Source organism: Paeniglutamicibacter sp. ZC-3 (genome assembly GCF_025847175.2).
GTDB lineage: Bacteria > Actinomycetota > Actinomycetes > Actinomycetales > Micrococcaceae > Paeniglutamicibacter > Paeniglutamicibacter sulfureus.
Genome location: NZ_JAOYTG010000001.1, coordinates 42247 through 61923, shown reverse-complemented (window position 1 = coordinate 61923; position 19677 = coordinate 42247). Strand labels below are relative to the sequence as shown.

The 19677-nt window shown below is 64.6% G+C and carries 15 protein-coding genes; 10 read left to right on the top strand and 5 right to left on the bottom strand.

The features are described from left to right. The first annotated feature begins 13 nt into the window (after positions 1-13). Complete coding sequence (locus OIU93_RS00280) at positions 14-4117, top strand: Pls/PosA family non-ribosomal peptide synthetase (RefSeq protein WP_264268062.1); 4104 nt, start codon at positions 14-16, stop codon at positions 4115-4117. Positions 4118-4281: 164 nt separating this feature from the next. Here OIU93_RS00280 and ggt read toward each other — a convergent pair whose 3' ends face one another. The 3 genes from ggt to OIU93_RS00265 all read right to left on the bottom strand — a co-directional run bounded on the left by ggt (position 4282) and on the right by OIU93_RS00265 (position 8971). After that, the gene (ggt, locus tag OIU93_RS00275; protein WP_264268061.1) at positions 4282-6105 is read right to left on the bottom strand and encodes a gamma-glutamyltransferase; all 1824 of its coding nucleotides are present in this window, start codon (positions 6103-6105) and stop codon (positions 4282-4284) included. A 407-nt stretch (positions 6106-6512) separates the two neighbouring features. Beyond that, positions 6513-7460, bottom strand: a complete 948-nt coding sequence (locus tag OIU93_RS00270) for an Ltp family lipoprotein (RefSeq protein ID WP_264268060.1) — start codon at positions 7458-7460, stop codon at positions 6513-6515. Between the two features lie 299 nt (positions 7461-7759). Further along, entirely contained in the window at positions 7760-8971 is a 1212-nt protein-coding gene (locus tag OIU93_RS00265; protein WP_264268059.1) for a hypothetical protein, read from the bottom strand. A 118-nt stretch (positions 8972-9089) separates the two neighbouring features. Here OIU93_RS00265 and rimP point away from each other — a divergent pair, with 118 nt between their 5' ends. The 5 genes from rimP to rbfA all read left to right on the top strand — a co-directional run bounded on the left by rimP (position 9090) and on the right by rbfA (position 14806). Then, on the top strand, positions 9090-9668 hold the full coding sequence (rimP, locus tag OIU93_RS00260) for a ribosome maturation factor RimP (protein WP_264268058.1): 579 nt from the start codon (positions 9090-9092) through the stop codon (positions 9666-9668). Between the two features lies 1 nt (position 9669). After that, on the top strand, positions 9670-10644 hold the full coding sequence (gene nusA / locus OIU93_RS00255; protein ID WP_264268057.1) for a transcription termination factor NusA: 975 nt from the start codon (positions 9670-9672) through the stop codon (positions 10642-10644). A gap of 230 nt (positions 10645-10874) precedes the next feature. Next, positions 10875-11204, top strand: coding sequence for a YlxR family protein (locus tag OIU93_RS00250; protein WP_264268056.1), 330 nt, complete (start codon positions 10875-10877; stop codon positions 11202-11204). Positions 11205-11365: 161 nt separating this feature from the next. Next, positions 11366-14254, top strand: coding sequence for a translation initiation factor IF-2 (gene infB / locus OIU93_RS00245; RefSeq protein WP_264268055.1), 2889 nt, complete (start codon positions 11366-11368; stop codon positions 14252-14254). A gap of 117 nt (positions 14255-14371) precedes the next feature. Further along, complete coding sequence (gene rbfA, locus OIU93_RS00240; RefSeq protein ID WP_264268054.1) at positions 14372-14806, top strand: 30S ribosome-binding factor RbfA; 435 nt, start codon at positions 14372-14374, stop codon at positions 14804-14806. A 157-nt stretch (positions 14807-14963) separates the two neighbouring features. Here rbfA and OIU93_RS00235 read toward each other — a convergent pair whose 3' ends face one another. Continuing rightward, entirely contained in the window at positions 14964-16400 is a 1437-nt protein-coding gene (locus OIU93_RS00235; protein WP_264268053.1) for an MFS transporter, read from the bottom strand. Between the two features lie 143 nt (positions 16401-16543). Here OIU93_RS00235 and OIU93_RS00230 point away from each other — a divergent pair, with 143 nt between their 5' ends. The 4 genes from OIU93_RS00230 to OIU93_RS00215 all read left to right on the top strand — a co-directional run bounded on the left by OIU93_RS00230 (position 16544) and on the right by OIU93_RS00215 (position 18917). Next, on the top strand, positions 16544-16978 hold the full coding sequence (locus tag OIU93_RS00230; protein ID WP_264268052.1) for an OsmC family protein: 435 nt from the start codon (positions 16544-16546) through the stop codon (positions 16976-16978). Between the two features lie 117 nt (positions 16979-17095). Further along, positions 17096-17974: a tRNA pseudouridine(55) synthase TruB gene (gene truB, locus OIU93_RS00225; protein WP_264268588.1), complete on the top strand. Its 879-nt coding sequence runs from the start codon at positions 17096-17098 to the stop codon at positions 17972-17974. A gap of 74 nt (positions 17975-18048) precedes the next feature. Beyond that, positions 18049-18423, top strand: coding sequence for a hypothetical protein (locus OIU93_RS00220; protein ID WP_264268051.1), 375 nt, complete (start codon positions 18049-18051; stop codon positions 18421-18423). Continuing rightward, positions 18420-18917 carry a hypothetical protein gene (locus tag OIU93_RS00215; protein WP_264268050.1) on the top strand — a complete coding sequence of 166 codons (498 nt, stop codon included), beginning with the start codon at positions 18420-18422 and terminating at the stop codon, positions 18915-18917. Before OIU93_RS00220 ends, OIU93_RS00215 begins: the two co-directional genes overlap by 4 nt. Before the next feature lie 91 nt (positions 18918-19008). On the opposite strand, the gene OIU93_RS00210 is transcribed toward OIU93_RS00215, so the two are convergent. Then, positions 19009-19623 carry a DUF937 domain-containing protein gene (locus OIU93_RS00210; protein WP_264268049.1) on the bottom strand — a complete coding sequence of 205 codons (615 nt, stop codon included), beginning with the start codon at positions 19621-19623 and terminating at the stop codon, positions 19009-19011. Positions 19624-19677 lie beyond the last annotated feature (54 nt).

The following is a 19677-nucleotide window of genomic DNA, read 5'->3' as shown; positions in this document are numbered from 1 at the left end:
CAGGGAGGTCGCTTTGAGCAAGCAAGTTGATACGCGGGAAAACCTTGCCTATCCGGGAAGACACAGGGCACTTAGCCTTATGCACGGGCCTGTATTGCACTCCGTGGAGGTGGACCAGTCAGCCGGATGGGTCCCGGGGGAACGCCTGGATCACCTCTTTGAGGGACAGTGCGACCTGTTGCGCAAGACCGGGAAAGGGTTGCATCTGGCTGTGGACACGGGTGCGGTCAGGCTCACCTATGATCAGTTGGACGCCAAGGCCAACCAACTGGCCCGGTACTTGATCGCCCACGGGTGCAATCCCGGGGACAGGATAGCGTTGCTTTTCGACGAACCGGTTCGTTCCCTGGTGGGGATGCTCGCGGTGTTGAAGATCCACGCTGCGTATGTGCCCCTGGATGCCGGTTATCCCGCCGACCGGATCGCTTACATCATCGCCGATGCCGATGTCGCCCAGGTCTTGACGCTGTCGCATTTGAGGGATCGGCTCGTGGATGTCATGGCTTCGGTCCGCTGCCTGGATGAGGAGGACCCAAGGATCGAGTCGATGGATTCCACGCGACTTGCAGCGGAGGAAAAGGGATCCCCAAGTGACCAGTTGGCCTACATCATTTACACGTCCGGAACGACCGGTCGGCCCAAGGGTGTGGCCATTGAGCATGCCAGCATCTGCAATTTCGTGAGGGTGGCTGCGCTCTCCTATGGGTACGAGCAGCAGGACAGGGTTTATCAGGGCATGACCATAGCCTTTGACTTCTCGGTTGAAGAGATTTGGGTTCCGTGGATGTCCGGGGCCACCCTGGTTCCCAAACCCAGCGGCACCGCGCTGCTTGGACTGGAGCTGGCAGAGTTTCTGGTTGCCCACAAGGTCACGGCCATTTGTTGTGTTCCAACGTTGTTGGCGACACTCGATGAGGATATTCCATCCCTCCGCTTTCTTTTGGTCTCCGGGGAAGCGTGTCCACGTGACCTGATGGTGCGGTGGCATCGGCCGGGTCGTCGCTTCTTGAATGTGTACGGCCCCACCGAGGCCACTGTCACGGCAACCTACGCGATTGCCGATCCCACACGTCCTGTCACCCTGGGAGTGCCATTGCCCAGCTATGCCGTGGTCATCCTCGATCCCGACGAACCCAAGGCGCTGCCGGCCGGCACCCAGGGCGAGATCGGCTTGGCAGGCATTGGGTTGGCCAAGGGTTACGTCAAGCGTGACGACCTCACAGGGAAGGCCTTTATCCCGGACTTTCTGGGGATAGACAACAACCCTTCGGGCAGGATCTACCGCACCGGCGACCTGGGGCGGATCAATGATATGGGTGAGATCGAATATTTTGGCCGTATCGACACCCAAGTGAAAATCCGCGGTTACCGGATCGAACTCACGGAGATCGAATCGGTGCTGTTGCAGGTGCCCGGAGTTGCCCAAGCGGTCGTTGACACCTACGAACAGGAACCCGGTTTTACCGAGCTGGTGGCGTACTACAGCCTGAGGAAAGACACCCCTGGAATCGATGCCGTGGATCTCAGGAAACGGCTGCAATCCCAGCTCCCCAGCTATATGGTGCCGGCGTACTTTGAGTGCCTGAAAGCCATTCCGATGCTACCCAGCGACAAGGCCGATCGAAAAAACCTGCCCCCTCCTTCCACACCCAGCCCCAATGCCGGCGGCCAGGAATATGTGGCTCCGGCAAATGAGACCGAGGAACAGCTGTCGCTGGCCTTGGCACAGGTGCTCCACGTTGAGAAGGTATCGACGCGGGCGAATTTTTTTACGGATCTCGGGGCCAATTCCCTTTTACTTGCGCACTTCTGTTCCCTGACCAGAAAGAACACCGACCTGCCCCCGCTGGCCATGAGGGATGCCTACCAAAACCCGACCATTGAAAAGCTGGCCGGGGTGCTCGAAAACAGCAGCGCCGCCACGCCGTCGACCGCGTATCCCGAGACAATGGAAGTCAGACTGGCCAGCACCCGCCAGTTCGTGACGACAGGCGTTCTGCAAGCCCTGATCTTCCTTGCGTACACCTACGGGTTGACGGTCCTGGCGGTCGCCGGATATCACTGGGCAGCTGCGGCAACGGACGCAATAAAAGTTTGGGAACGATCCCTCATTTTCACCGTCGCGATGTTTGTCGCGTTGTCAGTGATACCTATTGCCCTGAAATGGGTAATTGTCGGGCGGTGGAAGGAAATGGAAATTCCCGTTTGGTCATTGGCATATGTCCGCTTCTGGTTTGTGCGGGTGCTCATCAGCAGCAATCCACTTCGAATGTTTGCCGGGACACCGTTGTTTAACGTCTATTTGCGGGCGCTGGGGGCCAAGATCGGGCACGACGTTGCGATCTTCTCCACTTCAGTGCCGCTGTGCAGCGATTTGCTCACCATTGGTGATGGCACCGTGATCCGAAAGGACTGCGTGTTCAAGGGCTATCGCGCCCAACGGGGAATCATTCAAGTGGGGCCGGTGACCCTGGGCAAAAACGTCTTGGTGGGTGAGCAAACGGTCATCGACATCTATACGGAGATGGGAGACAACTCCCAGCTAGGTCATTCATCGTCGCTGCATCGTGGGCAGACGGTGCCGCCCAATGAAACGTGGCATGGCTCGCCCGGGCGGCGCTGCGATTCCAATTACAAGTCTGTCGACCCGGCGCGTGTCACCATGAGAAGGAAGATCACCTATAGTTTCTGGGTCGTGTGCCTCAGCATTGCCGGGTTCGGGTCCCTCGTTACCTTCCTGATCGCGTTGTTCCTGCCGGACTACCTCGCATCGGGTTTGCTTTGGAACGAGACCGGTGGGTTCTATGCCGACTTGGTTGTCATTTCCTTCGGCCTGACAGTCGGCGGTATTTTTACCGGCCTGGTGGCAGTGGGCGTCGTACCGCGGCTGCTATATCTTTTCCTGACACCCGGCAAGGTCTATCCCCTTTACGGATTCCACTATGCCCTTCACCGGACGGTCACGCGCCTCACGAATATCCCGTTCTTCGCAAACCTCACGGGCGACAGCTCGCTGATTCTCTACTACCTGAGCTATCTCGGGTATCACCAGCCGAACCCGGTGCAAACGGGGTCCAACTTCGGACCCGCAGTCAAACACGACACACCCTATGCTGTTACCGTCGGCTCCGGAACGATGGTGTCGGATGGTCTGTCAATGATTACCGCAGAGGTATCGAACACCTCATTCCGCATCGCACCCAGCACCATCGGTGCCAAGAACTTTTTGGGCAACGCCATCACCTATCCACCTGCGGGAAAGACCGGCGAGAACTGTTTGTTCGGGACCATGACCATGGTCCCGATCGACGGGCCCATCCGTGAAGGAGTCGGACTCCTGGGGTCCCCGCCTTTCGAGATCCCGCGCTCGGTCCAGCGGGACAGCGCCTTCGATGAGATGAAAACGGCAGAGCAACTCAAATTGAGGCTTCCAGCAAAGAACCGCCACAACGGTCTCACCATTGCGCTGTTCCTTTTGCTCCGTTGGTTCGAGGTCTTTGTCTCCCTATGGTTCGCATCGGTCGTCCTGACCCATTTTGAAGAGGTCGGTGCACTGGCCGTCATGATCGGAACGCTGGCCCTGGGCGTGGCCTTGGAAGCCCTCACCATTGCGATCGAACGCATCACCCAGATCCGCCACAAGCTTGTCCCGACCTTCTGCTCCATCTACGAGGTCTACTTTTGGGAGCACGAGCGTTTTTGGAAGTTCATCGGCGGTGCAGCACTTGGCCTGTTCAGCGGCACGCCCTTCAAATCGATCATTTTGCGACTGTTGGGTGTGCGCGTGGGCAAGAGGCTTTTCGATGACGGATGCGCAATCCCGGAGAAGACAATCGTCTCCATAGGCGATGATGTGACCCTGAATTCGGGGAGCATCTTCCAATGCCACTCGATGGAAGACGGGGCCTTCAAGCTCGAGCCCATCTCGATCGGCTCCAGGGTCACGATAGGTGTCGGCGCGTTTGTGCACTACGGCGTGACCATGCAGGACGGGGCGGAGCTCAAAGCCGATTCGTTCCTGATGAAAGGTTCCGACGTACCCGAGGACAGCCTATTCGGCGGCAACCCGGCACAGGAATTGTCGACCCGTGGCCTGCGGAACGCGGTCGCCGGCTGAACGCTGCCAGGGGGTGCCGTGCTGTTCCCATGCGTTATGGGCCTCGCTGTTGCCCCCTGCCTTGGCCGGTGGAATGGCGCTGCTCCGCCGAATGCCGGACCTGGAAATCCAGTGTCGGTTTTCGACGGAGCAGCGCACCGTGGGGTTGGGCCCTGCCCGCGTGGCTAACGCGCCGGCTTGAGCACCATGGCCGAGCCGCCACCGCGACGCGTCGGTTCTGCCGCAGCCGTCATCGATCCATCAGGGCCGAACTCGATTGCCTCGAGCGCGCCGATCTCCGCCTGCGGTGTAAACGAATCGCCCGAGGCGACGAACTCATGGCCGAAGGCTTCCAACCCGGCCCCCTGGGATTCGATGAACTCCGGTTCGGCAGTGACCTTGGCCGAATTGCGCTGCGAGGCACGCGGTGCGGCAATCGCCTCGGGCAGGCTCATGCCAAGGTCCACGCGGTTGACCAAGGTCTGCAACACCGTGGTGATGATGGTCGAACCGCCCGGCGAGCCCAAGGCCAACAGGGGCTTGCCGTCGGAGAGGACGATGGTCGGGGCCATCGACGAGCGCGGACGCTTGCCCGGTTCGATCCGGTTGGGGTCGGCCGGGTTGTAGACCGTGGAGAAATCGGTCAACTCGTTGTTCAGGAGGAAGCCGCGGTCCGGAACGACGATGCCCGATCCGCCGGTCTGCTCGATGGTCAGCGTGTAGGACACCACATTGCCCTGGGCATCGGCCACGGACAGATGGGTCGTGGAGATGTTCTCGGTGTCGGTTTCCTCCGCCGGTGCGGCGGCGGCAGCCGGGCAGAGACCGTCATAGTCGGCGACATCGCCGGGGGCCACGGGCTTGGTGGCAGCCTGCTCTGGGTCCAGCGCGCAGGCGCGCTCGGCGCCGAAGAGCGCATCGGTCAAGGTGCTGGTGGGAACGTCCACGAACGCCGGGTCCCCGAGGTACTTTCCGCGGTCGGCATAGGCCAGCGCGCTGGCCTCGAGGTAGTGGTGGATGGCGGCCGGGTCTTCCATGGCGGAGAGGTCGTAGTTTTCCAGGATGTTCAGGGCTTCCCCGATGGTGGTTCCGCCGCTGCTGGAGGGAGCCATGCCGAAGACCTCCAGCCCGCGGTAGTCCACCTTGGTGGGAGCCTGGTCGATCACGGTGTAGTCGGCAAGGTCCTGTGTGCTCAGGTGGCCAACGGGCACGGGAAGCTCGGTGTCATCGGAGATCGGCGGCGCCTGGACGGCCTCCGCGATGTCCTCCGCCAGCGCCCCGTTGTAGAAGGCCTCGATACCGTCGCGGGCCAACAGCCGGTAGGTGCGGGCCAAGTCCGGGTTCTTGATCGTGCTGCCGACCTCAGGGGCATTGCCCCCGGGCAGGTAGAGCTCGCTGGTGGAATCAAACGCGGCGAAGCGCTCCTTGTTGTCCAGCGTTTGTTCGCGGAATGTCTCATCCACGACGAAGCCGCGGGTGGCTGCCTTGATGGCAGGCTGCAAGGCCTGCCCGAGGCTGAGCGACCCCCACTTTTCCAGTGCCCGCTGCCAGGTGGCTGCCGTGCCGGGAACACCCACGGATACGCCGCTGGTCACCAGTTCGGGGGTAAACGGGTAGGGTTCGCCGGTCTCGGGATCGATGAACGCGTCCGTCGGCATGGTCGCCGGAGCGGTTTCGCGTCCGTCAATGGTGCTGACTTTTCCCGATGCGGCGTCGTAGTAGAGGAAATACCCGCCTCCGCCAATGCCGGCGCTGTAGGGTTCGGTGACACCGAGGGTGGCCGCCGCGGCGACGGCGGCGTCCACCGCGTTGCCGCCCTTGCGCAGCACGGCGATGGCGGCCGCCGAAGCCTCGGCATCGACGGTGCTCACCGCCCCTCCGGTGCCGGTGGCAGTGGCCTGTTTTTCGGTTTGCCGCGGTTCCGCGACGGCGGGGGCGGCAGTGATCGCTCCGGCGACCAGCGTGAGTGCCGCGGCGCAGGCCGAGGCATGAATGAATCTGCGTGACACAGGGTTTCTCCTTGATGGCTGTGCGAGTGGGACACTGCCAACGTATGGGCGCGGCAGCCGTCAGACCTGCCGTGACACGCCTCACATGGGGGTTTGGTTTGGGAAGTGCCCTCCTGCCCGTGGCATGGGCAGCGGAATCGGAAAGGCGCCAAAAGTCCCGCGGGCTTGGGGCGATTCCAAGTGTCGTCAGGCTGCTCATCGGCCACGGCCAGGAATTGCTGTTCCCGGCCGTCTATCCAACGCCGATAGCGATCGACGGTCCGAACCGGGCGGCTAGGCGAAGCCTGTCATGCCGGTTCCGGCATGACAGGCTTCAGGCAATTGCCGATTGGGACGGCGCAACCATGAGGAGTCCCGAGACAGCGGACTGCGACATTTGGCGTAGGAACCTACTGTCGGTCAGAGAGCTAGAGACCGGTCTTGCCCACGCCGTACTCTGCCTGCTTCTTCGTGTAACCCTCGTAAACGAGCTGTTCAATCAATCCTTTGCGCGAGAAGGCGGTGAATTCAAGGTATTGTTCGGCGGACTTGGCAGCCTGTTCATTCCAGTCAACCGTCACACGGTCGACCGCCCACGTTGCATCTTTGGTTGAGTAATCCTCGAACTCCAATTGCGAAATCAGTCCGGTGCGCGAGAATGCCGAGAATCCGAGGTAGTTCTCCGCGGACCGAAGCGCGTTCTGCTGACTGAGCGTTCCAGCCGCGGCTTCTGCCTTCGCTTCTGCCTTCGCTTCGGCCTCCGCCTCGGCCTTGGCACTGGCTTCCGCCTCAGCGTCTGCTTCTGCCATGGCGCTGGCTTCGGCCGCAGCCGCGGCTTTTGCCTTGGCATCTGCTTCGGCCTTGGCGCTGGCTGAGGCGTCAGCGGAGGACACTACGGGTGCCGCTGCGGCTGTCTCGCTGGGAGACGAGACTGCCGACTCCGTGGCTGTCGGAGCGGAGGACGGTTGCTCGTCGCTGCCACCACAGGAGCCAATGATGATCGAGAGCACGACAAGACCGGAGACGCCGATCCCAATTTTCTTGCCCCGGCTCATTGGCTTCTTCGGTTCTTGGTTTCCGGGGACCGAAAATCCTGCGACTGGTGGACGGCCGCCTGCGGATCCGGTGGAAGGTGAGGCATGCGCTCCAGTTGCGATGAATGCGGGATCACCGGGCATCACTGACATGTACAGATACGGGTTGGCGGAGAACTCTTCCGGAGGCAAGGCCGGGTGGCCATTCTCCGAGTGAACCCACATGGGCCAGCCGGCTGGCGGGGCGCCCCACGAGGTTTCCGGCACCCACGACGGTGTGGGTTGGAAACCGGCAGGAAGGTGTTGCAGCCAAAGCGGTGGTGTATTGAAACGGACAGACATGATTCCCCCTAGTGACGATTGCGAATCGGAACTCCCAAACTTCCCCCGGCAGCCCCTACGCAGATCGTAGCCAGAGGCACAGACGATTTGGGATCTGTAGTGACAAAGCACTTCTTCGATGCTGTGGCGGACTCTTCCGCCCCGTCCTGCCGGTGCCACGGATGGCCACGAACGTCATTGGGCAGCCCCGAGTCGCTTCCGGCATCGCCGTTTCAGGCCCGATGAGATACAGATCCACACGAGGCAGCCGGAGTCCGGTGCGGACCCCCTTTGGGGGTAAAACGGTGTGCCCCTGGACGCTACCCGGCCGAAGGTGCGGGGGATGGGGACGTAGTGCCGTCGACCTGGGTGAAGTCCGGCGCGACGCCGGTGACCTGGCGGGCGTGTAGCGCTTGGGCCCAGGCGGCCTTCAACAGGTATGCCCGGGAATCCCCGGTCTGGGTTGCCGCGGCGTCCCGCAACAGCAAGGCCAATTGCGCCTCGCCGCTGCGTGCCGCATCCATGGGGTTCTGCGCTGCGTCGGCCGGCAGCTGGTAGGCGGGCTGCCGCAGGGGTTCGCAGTCGAGCTCTTCGGCGAACTGGCCTTCCACCGCCTGCGCGAAGTCCACCAGCAACCCGGACCTGTCCCAGGCGGCGGTGCGCAGACCGGCGCTGGTCCGCGCCCCGGCAACGTCGTAGGCGTAGCCCATCCGATAGGCGGCGTCGGCTACCTTGCCCAGCAGCTGGCCGGAGTCAGGTGCCTCGGGATTCGACGGTGCGGGGGAGGGGCAGGCGGAGGCGGAGAATTCGGGCATCGTCGCCAAGGCGGCGCGGCTGGTGGTGGCGCCGTCGGCGGCCGGCGCGGATTCGGTGGAAGAATCCTTCGTTGCCGTCGCAGCCGCTGCGGACTCTTCGGCGATGCCGGGAGCGGGGAGGGCATCGAGGGCCGCCTGCGTTGCCCCGGAGGCGGAGAGCACGGTGCGGGCCTGGACCAGCAGCTCAATCCCGGCCCCGGAAAGCCTGCGGGCTTGCTGTTCGGGGGCCCCCAGCGACTGGGTCAGCAGGGCGTTGCCGGTCTGCGCCAGGCGCCGGGAAAAATCGACGGCATCCAGCGGGACCGCAGCCGGATCGGCGGCCGAGGCTTCCGTTCCGTCACCCTCGGCGGCGGCCTGCGAGGCCGCCGGGATCCCGGGTGTGAGTAATTCGACATGCTCCGCCAGCATGGTGCGTGTGCCCTGCAGCGCAGTGGCCAACCTGGCGGTTCCGGAGGCCTCCGGGGTGGCCGCCATGTTCTCCAGCGCATCAAGCAGGACGGGCAGGTCCGCGGCCGGATCGGGGGCCGCCTCGATGACCGGTTCGGTGCCCAGGATCGCCTGCCATGTAGGGGAATCACGGTTCAGGTAGACCGCCGTGCCGAGCGTTCCGGCGGCCACGGCAAGCATCGCCGCCAAGGCCACCAGGAGCCGCCGGGCGGCACCGCGGCGGGGTCGGCGGGAAACGCGATCACTGGGGTCAATTGGGTGCTGATCCATCACCTTGATCATCCCATGGACCCGGCCGTGGGCATGCCCGTGATGAATCGGGCAGACGGATGACCCCAAAAGTCGCTACCCTAGGATTCACAACATCGAATAATGTGGGAGGACTTTCATGACCGGCAAGCCGGCAGACATCCAGCTCGAGGCGGCCCGCCTCACCGAACTACTGGAGCCCACCGTTGCCTCCCACCAATTGGTGCTTGAAGAAGTCGAGGTCCGCCGTGCCGGGGACCAGCGCATCGTGCACGTGGTGGTCGACGTTACCGAAGGCACCGAGGGCATCCTGCTCGACCAGGTGGCCGAGGTCTCCCGCTCCATTTCCGAGGCCCTGGACAAGGACCCGCACGACACCGCCGACCCCTACGAGCTCGAGGTTTCCTCTCCGGGCACGTCCCGCCCGCTGACCCTGCCGCGCCACTGGCGCCGCAATGTCGGGCGCATGGTGAAGGTCAACGTGATTGGCGAGGACAACCTGCTCGGACGCCTCATGGAGGTCACCGAAACGGGAATCACCATCGTCCCGGAGATCACCGTGAAGAAGGGCATGAAGCCCAAGGTCGGCGAACCACGCACCATTGAATTTGGATCGATCCGCCGCGGCAACGTCGAGGTGGAGTTTGCCCGTGCCGAGAGCGCGGACCTGACTGAATTAGAACTTGACGACGAAGACGACGAAAACGTGGAGGCCTGAGTTGGACATTGATATGAGCGCGCTGCGCATGCTCGAAAAAGAACGCGAAATCCCGCTCGAGGTGCTGATCCCCACCATTGAGCAGGCACTGCTCATTGCCTACCAGAAGTCCCCGGGCGCGATGCCTCAGGCACGCGCCGAGGTCGACCGCCGCAACGGCCACGTGACGATCTTCGCCACCGAGACCGAGGAAGACGGCACGGTCATTGGCGAGTTCGACGACACCCCCACCGGGTTCGGCCGCATCGCGGCCTCGACCGCACGCCAGATCATCCTGCAGCGCCTGCGCGACGCCGAGGACGACAACGTCGTGGGCGAGTTCAAGAACAAGATCGGCGAGATCGTCTCCGGACAGATCCAGCAGGGCAACAACCCGATCATGATCCAGGTGAACCTGGGCACCGTCGAGGCCTTGCTGCCGCCGCCGGAGCAGGTACCGGGGGAGAAGTACACCCACGGCAACCGCATCCGCTGCTACGTGGTGGACGTCAACCGCGGCCCCAAGGGCCCGGCCGTCACGCTGTCGCGTTCGCACCCGAACCTGGTGCGCCGCCTCTTCGAGCTTGAGGTACCGGAGATCGCCGACGGAGCCGTGGAAATCATCGCCCTGGCCCGCGAGGCCGGACACCGCACCAAGATCGCCGTGCAGGGCAACATCCCGGGCGTCAACGCCAAGGGTGCCTGCATCGGCGAGATGGGTTCGCGCGTGCGGGCAGTCATGAACGAGTTGGGCGAGGAGAAGATCGACATCGTCGACTTCAACGAGGACCCGGCGAAGTTCATCGCCTCGGCGCTCTCCCCGTCGAAGGTCGTCTCGGTGACCATCACCGACGAGGCAACCCGTTCGGCGCGCGTCGTGGTTCCCGACTACCAACTTTCGCTGGCCATCGGCAAGGAAGGGCAGAACGCCCGACTGGCTGCCAAGCTCACCGGCTGGCGCATCGACATCATCTCGGACGCGGTCGACGCCAAGTAGTCGCACCCCCCGCAACAGGGCCGTCGCGCCCCGTGGACTTTCGGCACCGCCTGGGTGCCAAAAGGCCGCGGGCCGACGGCCTTTTGCTTCCCGGTTCCCGGCCCCGCAGGCCCGACCCGGGAGCCGGCCCCTAGTGTTCCACGGCACGCTCCACGGATTGACGAAACGCGCTAGACTTGTCTGTGGTCCACTATGCATCGTGGTAAATCAATGTCGGAAGAAGAACCAACGTGTCATTGCAGCAACAGCCGCAGCGCACGTGCATTGGTTGCCGCGTGGTGGCGGACCAGAACCAGCTGGAGCGCTGGGTGTTGAGGGCAAGGGACGGAAAATTCGTTCCGGTTCCCGATCCCACCCGGAGCTTCCCCGGTCGGGGTGCTTGGCTGCACCCCCATCCGGAATGTGCCCAACGCGCCGTGCAACGCGGGGCATTCGCACGGTCCTTTCGGACCAACGTGGATGTTTCCGCACTTGTGGCGGAGCAGCGGGCCAAGGCAAGGGCCCAACCTGGGAAACCTGCCTGTATAAACGTCCAACCTGAAAGCGGGTCAGAAATCTGATGGAAACCCGATGAGTTCCAAGCGATGAGCGCCTAACGATGATGAATCGGTTATGCGTCGCAGCGCCTGTGGCATCCGTTTTGGATGCTGGGCTAGACAGCAAACGTTGGTTCGTGCCAGAAACTTTTTAGAAGTGGTGCGGACCTTCAGACAGGAGAAATGTGGCTAAGGTCCGCGTACACGAGCTCGCCAAAGAGCTCGGAATCACTTCAAAGGATGCAGTTGCCAAACTGCAGGAAATGGGCGAATTCGTCCGTTCCGCATCCTCAACCATCGAGGCACCGGTAGTGCGCAAGCTGCGCTCCGCGTTCCCCGACGCTGCCCCGGCAGCTCCAAAGGCAGCACCCAAGGCAGCACCGGCAGCGAAGGCTCCGGCCGCAGCGCCTGCAGCCCCTGCCGTTTCCGCACCCAAGCCGGCCGGCACCACGCCGAGCCCGGCCCCTGCCGCTCCCGAGGCACCTGCTGCTTCGGCCCCGGCGGCCCCGGCCGCTCCGGCAGCCTCGGCTCCGGCCGCACCGCGTCCGGGTGCCAAGCCCGGCGCACCGCGTCCGGGCAACAACCCGTTCTCCTCCCAGCAGGGCATGCGCCCGGCCGGTGAGAACGCACGTCCCGAGCGCACCGAGCGTACGGACCGCCCCGAGCGTTCCGATCGTTCAGCAGCCCCGCGTCCGGGTGCCAAGCCCGGCGGACCGCGTCCGGGCAACAACCCGTTCGCATCCCAGCAGGGCATGCGCGCTGCCGGTCCCGGCGCCGGAGGCCCCCGTCCGGGCGGTCCCCGTCCCGGTGGCCCGCGTCCCGCGGCAGGTGCCGGTGGACCCCGTCCCGCAGCAGGTGCCGGCGGTCCCCGCCCGGCAGGTGCCGGTGGACCACGTCCGGGCGCACCGCGTCCGGCCGGTGCCCCCGGTGCAGGCCCGCGCACCCCGGGAGGCGCTCGCGCTACTCCCGGCATGATGCCCAACCGCACCGAACGTCCGGCTCCGGCCGGAGGACGTCCGGCAGCGGGCGGCCGCGGCGGTCCGGCACGTCCGGGCGGCGCCCCGGGCGCAGCTCCCGGTGCAGCCGGTGGCGGCGGCGGTTACAAGGGCGGCGGCGGTCCCAACCGCGGTCGCGGTGGAACCCAGGGTGCCTTCGGCAAGGGCGGCGCAGGCCGCGGCAAGCAGCGCAAGTCCAAGCGCGCCAAGCGCCAGGAATTGGAGCAGATGAGTGCTCCGAGCCTCGGCGGCGTGAGCGTGCCCCGCGGCAACGGAACCACCGAGATCCGTCTGCGTCGTGGTGCCTCGATCACCGACTTCGCCGACAAGATCAACGCCAACCCGGCAGCATTGGTCACCGTGCTCTTCCACTTGGGCGAAATGGCCACCGCCACCCAGTCCCTGGATGAGGCGACCTTTGACGTCTTGGGTGCCGAGCTCGGCTACGTTGTCACCGTCGTGTCCCCCGAGGACGAAGAGCGCGAATTGCTCGCCTCGTTCTCGATCGACTTTGACGCCGAGCTTGATGCCGAGACCGAAGACATGCTTGAGGCACGTCCGCCGGTGGTCACCATCATGGGTCACGTCGACCATGGTAAGACCCGCCTGCTCGATGCGATCCGCAAGTCCAACGTCATCGAGGGCGAAGCCGGCGGCATCACCCAGCACATCGGTGCGTACCAGATCCACCACATCCACGAAGACATCGATCGCGCGATCACCTTCATTGACACCCCGGGCCACGAGGCGTTCACCGCCATGCGTGCCCGTGGTGCCAAGGTCACCGACATCGCCGTGCTCGTGGTTGCAGCGGATGACGGCGTCATGCCGCAGACGGTTGAGGCGTTGAACCACGCCAAGGCCGCCGGTGTTCCGATCGTCGTCGCAGTGAACAAGGTCGACAAGGACGCGGCGAACCCTGACAAGGTCAAGGGCCAACTGGCCGAATACGGCCTGGTTCCGGAGGAATACGGTGGCGACACCATGTTCATCCACGTCTCCGCCCTGCAGAAGATGGGCATCGACGAACTGCTCGACGCAGTGCTGCTGACCGCCGACGCCGCGTTGGACATGCGTGCCAACCCGGACAAGGATGCTCGCGGCATCGCCATCGAGGCGAACCTCGACAAGGGCCGCGGTGCGGTTGCAACCGTGCTGGTCCAGTCCGGTACCCTGGCCGTCGGCGACACCATCGTTGCCGGCACCGCACACGGCCGTGTGCGTGCCATGTTCGACGAGAACGGCGAGAACCTCGACGTCGCACTGCCCTCGCGCCCGGTCCAGGTCCTCGGCCTGTCCTCGGTGCCGCGTGCAGGCGACACCTTCCTGGTGACCGACGACGAGCGCACCGCCCGCCAGATCGCCGAGAAGCGCGAAGCAGCGGACCGCAACGCGGCCCTGGCCAAGCGTCGCAAGCGCATCACCCTGGAAGACTTCGACCAGGCTGTTGCCGACGGCAAGATCGACACCCTCAACCTCATCCTCAAGGGTGACGTTTCCGGTGCCGTGGAAGCCCTGGAAGACTCGCTGCTCAAGATCGACGTGGGAGAAGGCGTGCAGCTGCGCGTCATCCACCGCGGCGTGGGTGCGATCACCCAGAACGACGTCAACCTGGCGACCGTTGACAATGCCATCATCATTGGCTTCAACGTCAAGCCTGCCGAGCGCGTTGCAGACATGGCCGACAAGGAAGGCGTCGACATGCGCTTCTACTCGGTCATCTACGGCGCCATCGATGACATCGAGCTGGCTCTCAAGGGCATGCTCAAGCCGGAATACGAGGAGGCCCAGCTGGGCACCGCGGAGGTCCGCGAGGTCTTCCGTTCCTCGAAGTTCGGCAACATTGCCGGCTCCATCGTCCGTTCGGGCACCATCCGCCGAAACACCAAGGCACGCGTCCTGCGCGATGGCAAGGTCATCGGCGAGGGTCTGACCGTGGATTCGCTGAAGCGGTTCAAGGACGACGCCACCGAGGTCCGCGAGGGCTTCGAATGTGGTATCGGCCTGGGCTCGTTCAACGACGTCAAGGACGGCGACACGATCGAGACCTACGAGATGCGCGAAAAGCCGCGCGCTTAGTCATTATCAAGCGCTGCTCATCGACGGTGGGGGCCGCAACCGCACAGGGGTTGCGGCTCCCCGCCGTCGAAGCGCATTAAGCGGCACCCTTGGCGGGTGCCGGGAAAAGGAGTGAACGTGGCTGACTCAGCTCGCGCCGCAAAACTGGCCCAACGCATCAAGGTGGTCGTTGCCCAGGCCCTGGGCAAGGCCGTCAAGGATCCACGCGTGGAGGCCATCACGGTCACCGATGCGCGCGTGACCAACGACCTGCAGCACGCAACCATCTACTACACGGTCTTCGGCGACGACGAAGCCAAATCCGACGCGGCAGCCGCCCTGGAGAAGTCCAAGGGCGTCCTGCGCAAGGAGGTCGGCAAGAACGTGACCGTTCGCCTCACCCCGACCCTGGAATTCGTTGCCGACGAGATCCCTGTCAACGCCTCGAACCTCGAGGCGCTGCTGCGGGTGGCCAAGGCCAAGGACGCAGAGGTTGCAGCACTGGCCGCAGGCAAGAACTTCGCCGGCGACGCAGATCCGTACAAGCATGACGAGGAAGACGAAGACGCCTAGGTCCTCCGTATCTTCCGCCCGGAGTCCCGGGCACAAGGAAACCCCGTTGCGGTGCCCTGTTTCGACAGGGTTCCCGCTGCGGGGTTTCCTTGTTGTGGCTACTTGATCCGGGTGATCACCAGCTTTCCGGAGGGCATCAGTGCCTCGAAGCGCGATCTCACCTGTGGTGGTGTCCCGGAAGGGGCCCGTCCGGCACCACACGGTCATGACAGGCGGCAGTGGCCTCGGGCGGAACGGGTGGGGCGCCGGCGGGCCTGGCATTGCTGATGCCCAGGGCCGAGACAATGCCGGAACCGATCATGAGCAACGCGGCCACCCATACGACACGGTGGAAGGCCGTGTAGTCCAGCACCGGGCCCGCGATCAGGCCCACGGCGGCAATGGCCAGCAGCCCCGCCACCCGGGACACCGCATTGTTGATGGCCGAACCGATGCCGCTCTGCGCCGGATCGACCGCACCGAGGATGGCGGCGGTCAGCGGGGCAACGGTCACCGCGAGGCCAAGCCCGAACACCACGACACCGGGCAGGATCTGCCGCCAGTAGTCCACCGGGTCCTCGGCGGCGAGCATCAGCAGGAAGCCGATTCCTCCGATCACCGGTCCCACGGACATGAACAGCCTTGGCCCGTACTTGCCGGACAACGTCCCAAAGAATGCGGACAGGGCCAGCGACATGAGTGTCAGCGGGATGGTTGCCATCCCCGCGGCAAACGCGGTGAAGCCCGCAGCCTCCTGCAGGAAGACCGGAATGATGAACGTCCCCAGCGTGATGCCGGCATAAAACGCCGCGGTGGCCAGGTTCCCGATGCCGAAGTTCCGCTCCCGGAACAGATGCAACGGCATCATCGGATGCGGGATCCTGGCCTCGCGCCGGATGAAAGCGGCAAGGCACGCCAGGCCCGCAGCGAACGGCACATAGACGATCGGATCTCCCCAGCCCCGCTCGTGCTGGAAGATCAAGGCAAACACGATTCCGCCAAGCCCGAAGGCCGCCAACAGGGCGCCGGGGATGTCGATTGACCTCCGGGTGCCATTCCCGGCCGGGTCGTGAAGCCTGGCCAACAGGAGCATGGTGAGGGTGATCGGCAGGACGTTGATGGCGAACACCAGGCGCCAGGAGACGGTGTCCACCAGCAGCCCGCCAAGGAGCGGACCGGCAACAAACGCGGTGCCCGTCCACCCGGTCCAGTTGCCGATGGCCCGCGCCCGGGGTCCCTCCTGAAAGGTGGAGGTGATCAAGGCCAGCGAGCTGGGGACCAGCAACGCTGCGGCGGCTCCCTGCAACAGGCGCGCGACAATCAACACGGCCCCGGTCGGCGCCGCGGCACACAGGAGCGAAGCGATTCCGAAAAGGACCAGCCCGATCCGCAGGATCCGCACCCGCCCGAAAATGTCTGACAGGCTTCCGGCGACCATGATCAGCGAACCGAGGGTGAGCAGGTATCCGTCAAGTACCCATTGCTGGGTGGTGATGCCTCCGCCCAGCTCCCTGGCGATGGCCGGCAGGGCCACATTGACGATTGAGCCGTCCAGGAAGGCGACAAAGGATGCAAGGACGGCGACCCACAGCACGGTGCGCTCGTGCCCACTCATGATCTCCATCCCCCTTGTGATTCCCCGGCATCCCTTGCCCCGACGGTAGGGGCCGGGCCCAAGGCAAGTCAATGCCCCGCTGGATCGACTACGGGGCCACGCAGTGCGACATTGCGGGCGGGCCTTCATGCGAGGATGGTTTCATGAGCGAAAACAGCAAAGAACTTCGACAGATCAGCCTCGAACGGCTCTCCTCCATGCACTACCGCGCGACGAACCCCGAAGGAGCCTCCGTCGAGTTCGGGCAGGGCGAGGGGCTGATGACCCCGGTGGAGCTGCTGTTGGCGGCCATTGCCGGCTGTTCCTCGATCGACGTTGACGCTGCCACGACGCGCCGCACCGAACCGGAGCGCTTCGTGGTGACTGCCCAGGGGGACAAGATCGTCGAGGACGGCGCCGGCCGGATGGATGATATCCGCATGTCCTTCGATTTGGCGTTCCCGGATTCGGAGGAAGGCCGCAAGGCCGCCGGCATGGTCGAGCGGATCGTGAAGCTATCCCACGACAAGTACTGCACCGTCTCACGCACCGTCGAATTGGGTGCGGCTGTCACCAGCACCGTCGTGCAGCAGGACTGAGTCCAGGCGCGACACCGGCGATGGGCCGTGGCGTGGAACTCGGCAAGGCAAAAGCGCCCAGGGAACCGGCCTATACTGGAGGGCGTGAAAACAGCCGCGCAGAACCCCACGGAACCCATTGGCTCAGGCCTGGTCATTGTCGACAAACCGCAGGGTTGGACGAGCCACGATGTGGTGGGCCGTACGCGCCGCCTGGCCGGCACCCGCAAGGTCGGTCACGCGGGCACGCTGGACCCGATGGCCACCGGCGTGTTGGTGCTGGGCATCAACAAGGCCACCCGTCTGCTGACCTACATCGTTGGCGCCAACAAGACCTACACCGCCACCATCCGCCTGGGCGAGTCGACAGTCACCGACGACGCCGAGGGCGAGATCGTGCAGGTGCGGATCGCCGCTGCCGTCACCGAGGACGCGATCCGCGACTCCATTGCCAAGCTCACCGGCCCCATTGAGCAGGTGCCCTCCTCGGTCAGTGCCATCAAGGTCAATGGCGAGCGCGCCTATGCCCGGGTGCGCGCCGGGGAAGATGTGAAGCTGGCCTCCCGCCCGGTCACCATCCACCGCTTCGAGGTGCACGACATCCGCCGCGAACGCGGCGGCAAGGTGCTGGACATCGACGTGACCGTCGAATGCTCCTCGGGCACCTACATCCGGGCGCTGGCCCGCGACCTGGGCGAGGACTTGGCGGTGGGCGGACACCTGACCGCGCTGCGACGCACCGAGGTCGGGCCCTACACGCTGGAACGGGCGCGCACGCTGGAACAGCTGGCCAAGGACTTCGAGTACCTGCCCATGGAAAAGGCCGCCGATGCGCTCTTCACCCGGCGCGACCTCACCGAGCATGAGCGCACCGAGCTCTCCTTCGGCCGGAGGATCGGCCTGAACGAGACCGAGGACGTGACCGCGGCGTTTGCCCCGGACGGGACCCTGGTGGCGCTGCTGAAGAACAAGGGCGAGAACGCCAAACCCGAACTGGTGTTTGCCACCGCATCCTAGGTGCCCACGCACCGGAAGGCACCGGTGGCCGGGGTATTGGATGAACGAAAATCTTCTAAGGAGCAACTTCCGCCGTGATCGTTGACGGATTCTTTATTGCCGGGACCATCCTGTGTGCCGTGGCCGTGCTGCTGGGCGTGGTCGCAACCATCATCCGCACCTACCCGGACGACTTTGCCCTGGTGTCGGTGGCGCTGCTGGAGGTGTTCCTGGTGGTCTACGGGATCGCCGCGGCCATCCGACAGGCCGGGGGACAGCCGATCAGCGGGGAACCGTGGGAGTTCTGGGGCTACCTGCTTACGGCGCTGCTGATACCGGCGCTCGCGTTCATCTGGGCGGTGACCGACAAATCCCGGTACTCCAACACGGTGTTGGCGGTCTCCGGGGCGATCGTCTTTGTCATGCTGTACAGGATGGAACAAATTTGGGACGGAGCACTGCCGGCATGAGCGAGCAGGGAAAGAACACGGTGAAGCGTTCGCGCATCGCCGACGCCGCAACACGCGGCGGAAAAAAGGCCGGCCGGTCCAACGGCGGGCGCAGCTCGGGGCTGGGCCGGATCATCATTGCCGTGTACGGGGTGCTGGCGCTTTCGGCCACGGTCCGGGCCGTTTACCAGATCATGCAGGACTTCTCCGCTGCTCCTCTGGCCTACCTGCTCAGCGCCCTGGCCGGGCTGGTCTACATCGTGGCGACCCTCGCAATGGCCTCGAAGAAGCCGGGCAGCTGGAGGCTGTCGTGGTACGCGGTGCTCTTTGAGCTCATCGGCGTGCTGGTGGTCGGGACGCTGAGCTTCGTCCTGCCGAGCCTCTTTGCCCACCCCGCCGTATGGTCACACTTCGGTTCCGGCTACGGCTACGTGCCGCTGGTGCTGCCGCTGATCGGCCTGTGGTGGCTGGCGCGCCACCGCATGAACCGCGGACAGGCGCAACCCGCGGCCTAGTTCCCCACTGATGCAAGGAGCCGGAGTTCCCGCGCCCCGCCCATGGGGGCAGCGCGCGGGAACTCCGGCTCCCGTGTTTGTGGAGACCGGGCTACTTTTTGCCGAAGAGCCCGCCGAGGATTCCACCGAGGTCCAGGCCTCCGGCAGCCTGGCCCTGCTGGGGCTGCTGTTGCTGGGTGTTTCCGCCGCCGATCAGTCCGCCCAGGATCCCGCCGAGGTCAAGTCCGCCGGGCTGTTGTCCTGCGGCCCCGCCCTGGCCGCCCAGTAGCCCGCCGAGCATGCCGCCCAGCCCGCCCTGCGAGGAGGACAGCTTCTTGGCAAGATAGGACATGACGATCGGGGCCAGGATCGGCAACGCCTTTTGCACCAGCGATCCCAGGTCGACTCCGCCCGGTGCTGCGCCGTTGAGCTGTGAGGCAAGCGCCGGCTGGTTCTCTCCCAGGGCGTGCTGCACGATCTTTTGGCCGTCCGCGGTGTCAACGGCGTCGATGTCGACTCCGCCGTCCAGGAATGTCGCGTCGTGCTGCTTGATGGCGGAAGCCAAGGCGTCCTCGCCCTCGGGCGTGGCGGCATTGTTTTGCAGCCCGGCCAGCAGCGAGGGAAGCGCCGTGGCTGCCGTGGCGCGGGCGGTGTCGCGATCGACGCCCAGCTTCGCGCCGAGCTGGTCAAGGGGGATCATGTCAAGCAGTTCATTCAAGTCGGCCATCAGGGCTCCTTTGCCAAACGGGCCGGTCGGAATTGCGGCCACGCGCCCATCCTA

What these genes read in the sequence shown, in the direction of transcription:
- OIU93_RS00270 (WP_264268060.1), bottom strand. Translation starts at nt 7,460, where the DNA reads ATGTCTGTCCGTTTCAATACACCACCGCTTTGGCTGCAACACCTTCCT.
- OIU93_RS00265 (WP_264268059.1), bottom strand. Translation starts at nt 8,971, where the DNA reads ATGGATCAGCACCCAATTGACCCCAGTGATCGCGTTTCCCGCCGACCC.
- rimP (WP_264268058.1), top strand. Translation starts at nt 9,090, where the DNA reads ATGACCGGCAAGCCGGCAGACATCCAGCTCGAGGCGGCCCGCCTCACC.
- OIU93_RS00235 (WP_264268053.1), bottom strand. Translation starts at nt 16,400, where the DNA reads ATGAGTGGGCACGAGCGCACCGTGCTGTGGGTCGCCGTCCTTGCATCC.
- OIU93_RS00230 (WP_264268052.1), top strand. Translation starts at nt 16,544, where the DNA reads ATGAGCGAAAACAGCAAAGAACTTCGACAGATCAGCCTCGAACGGCTC.
- OIU93_RS00215 (WP_264268050.1), top strand. Translation starts at nt 18,420, where the DNA reads ATGAGCGAGCAGGGAAAGAACACGGTGAAGCGTTCGCGCATCGCCGAC.
- OIU93_RS00210 (WP_264268049.1), bottom strand. Translation starts at nt 19,623, where the DNA reads ATGGCCGACTTGAATGAACTGCTTGACATGATCCCCCTTGACCAGCTC.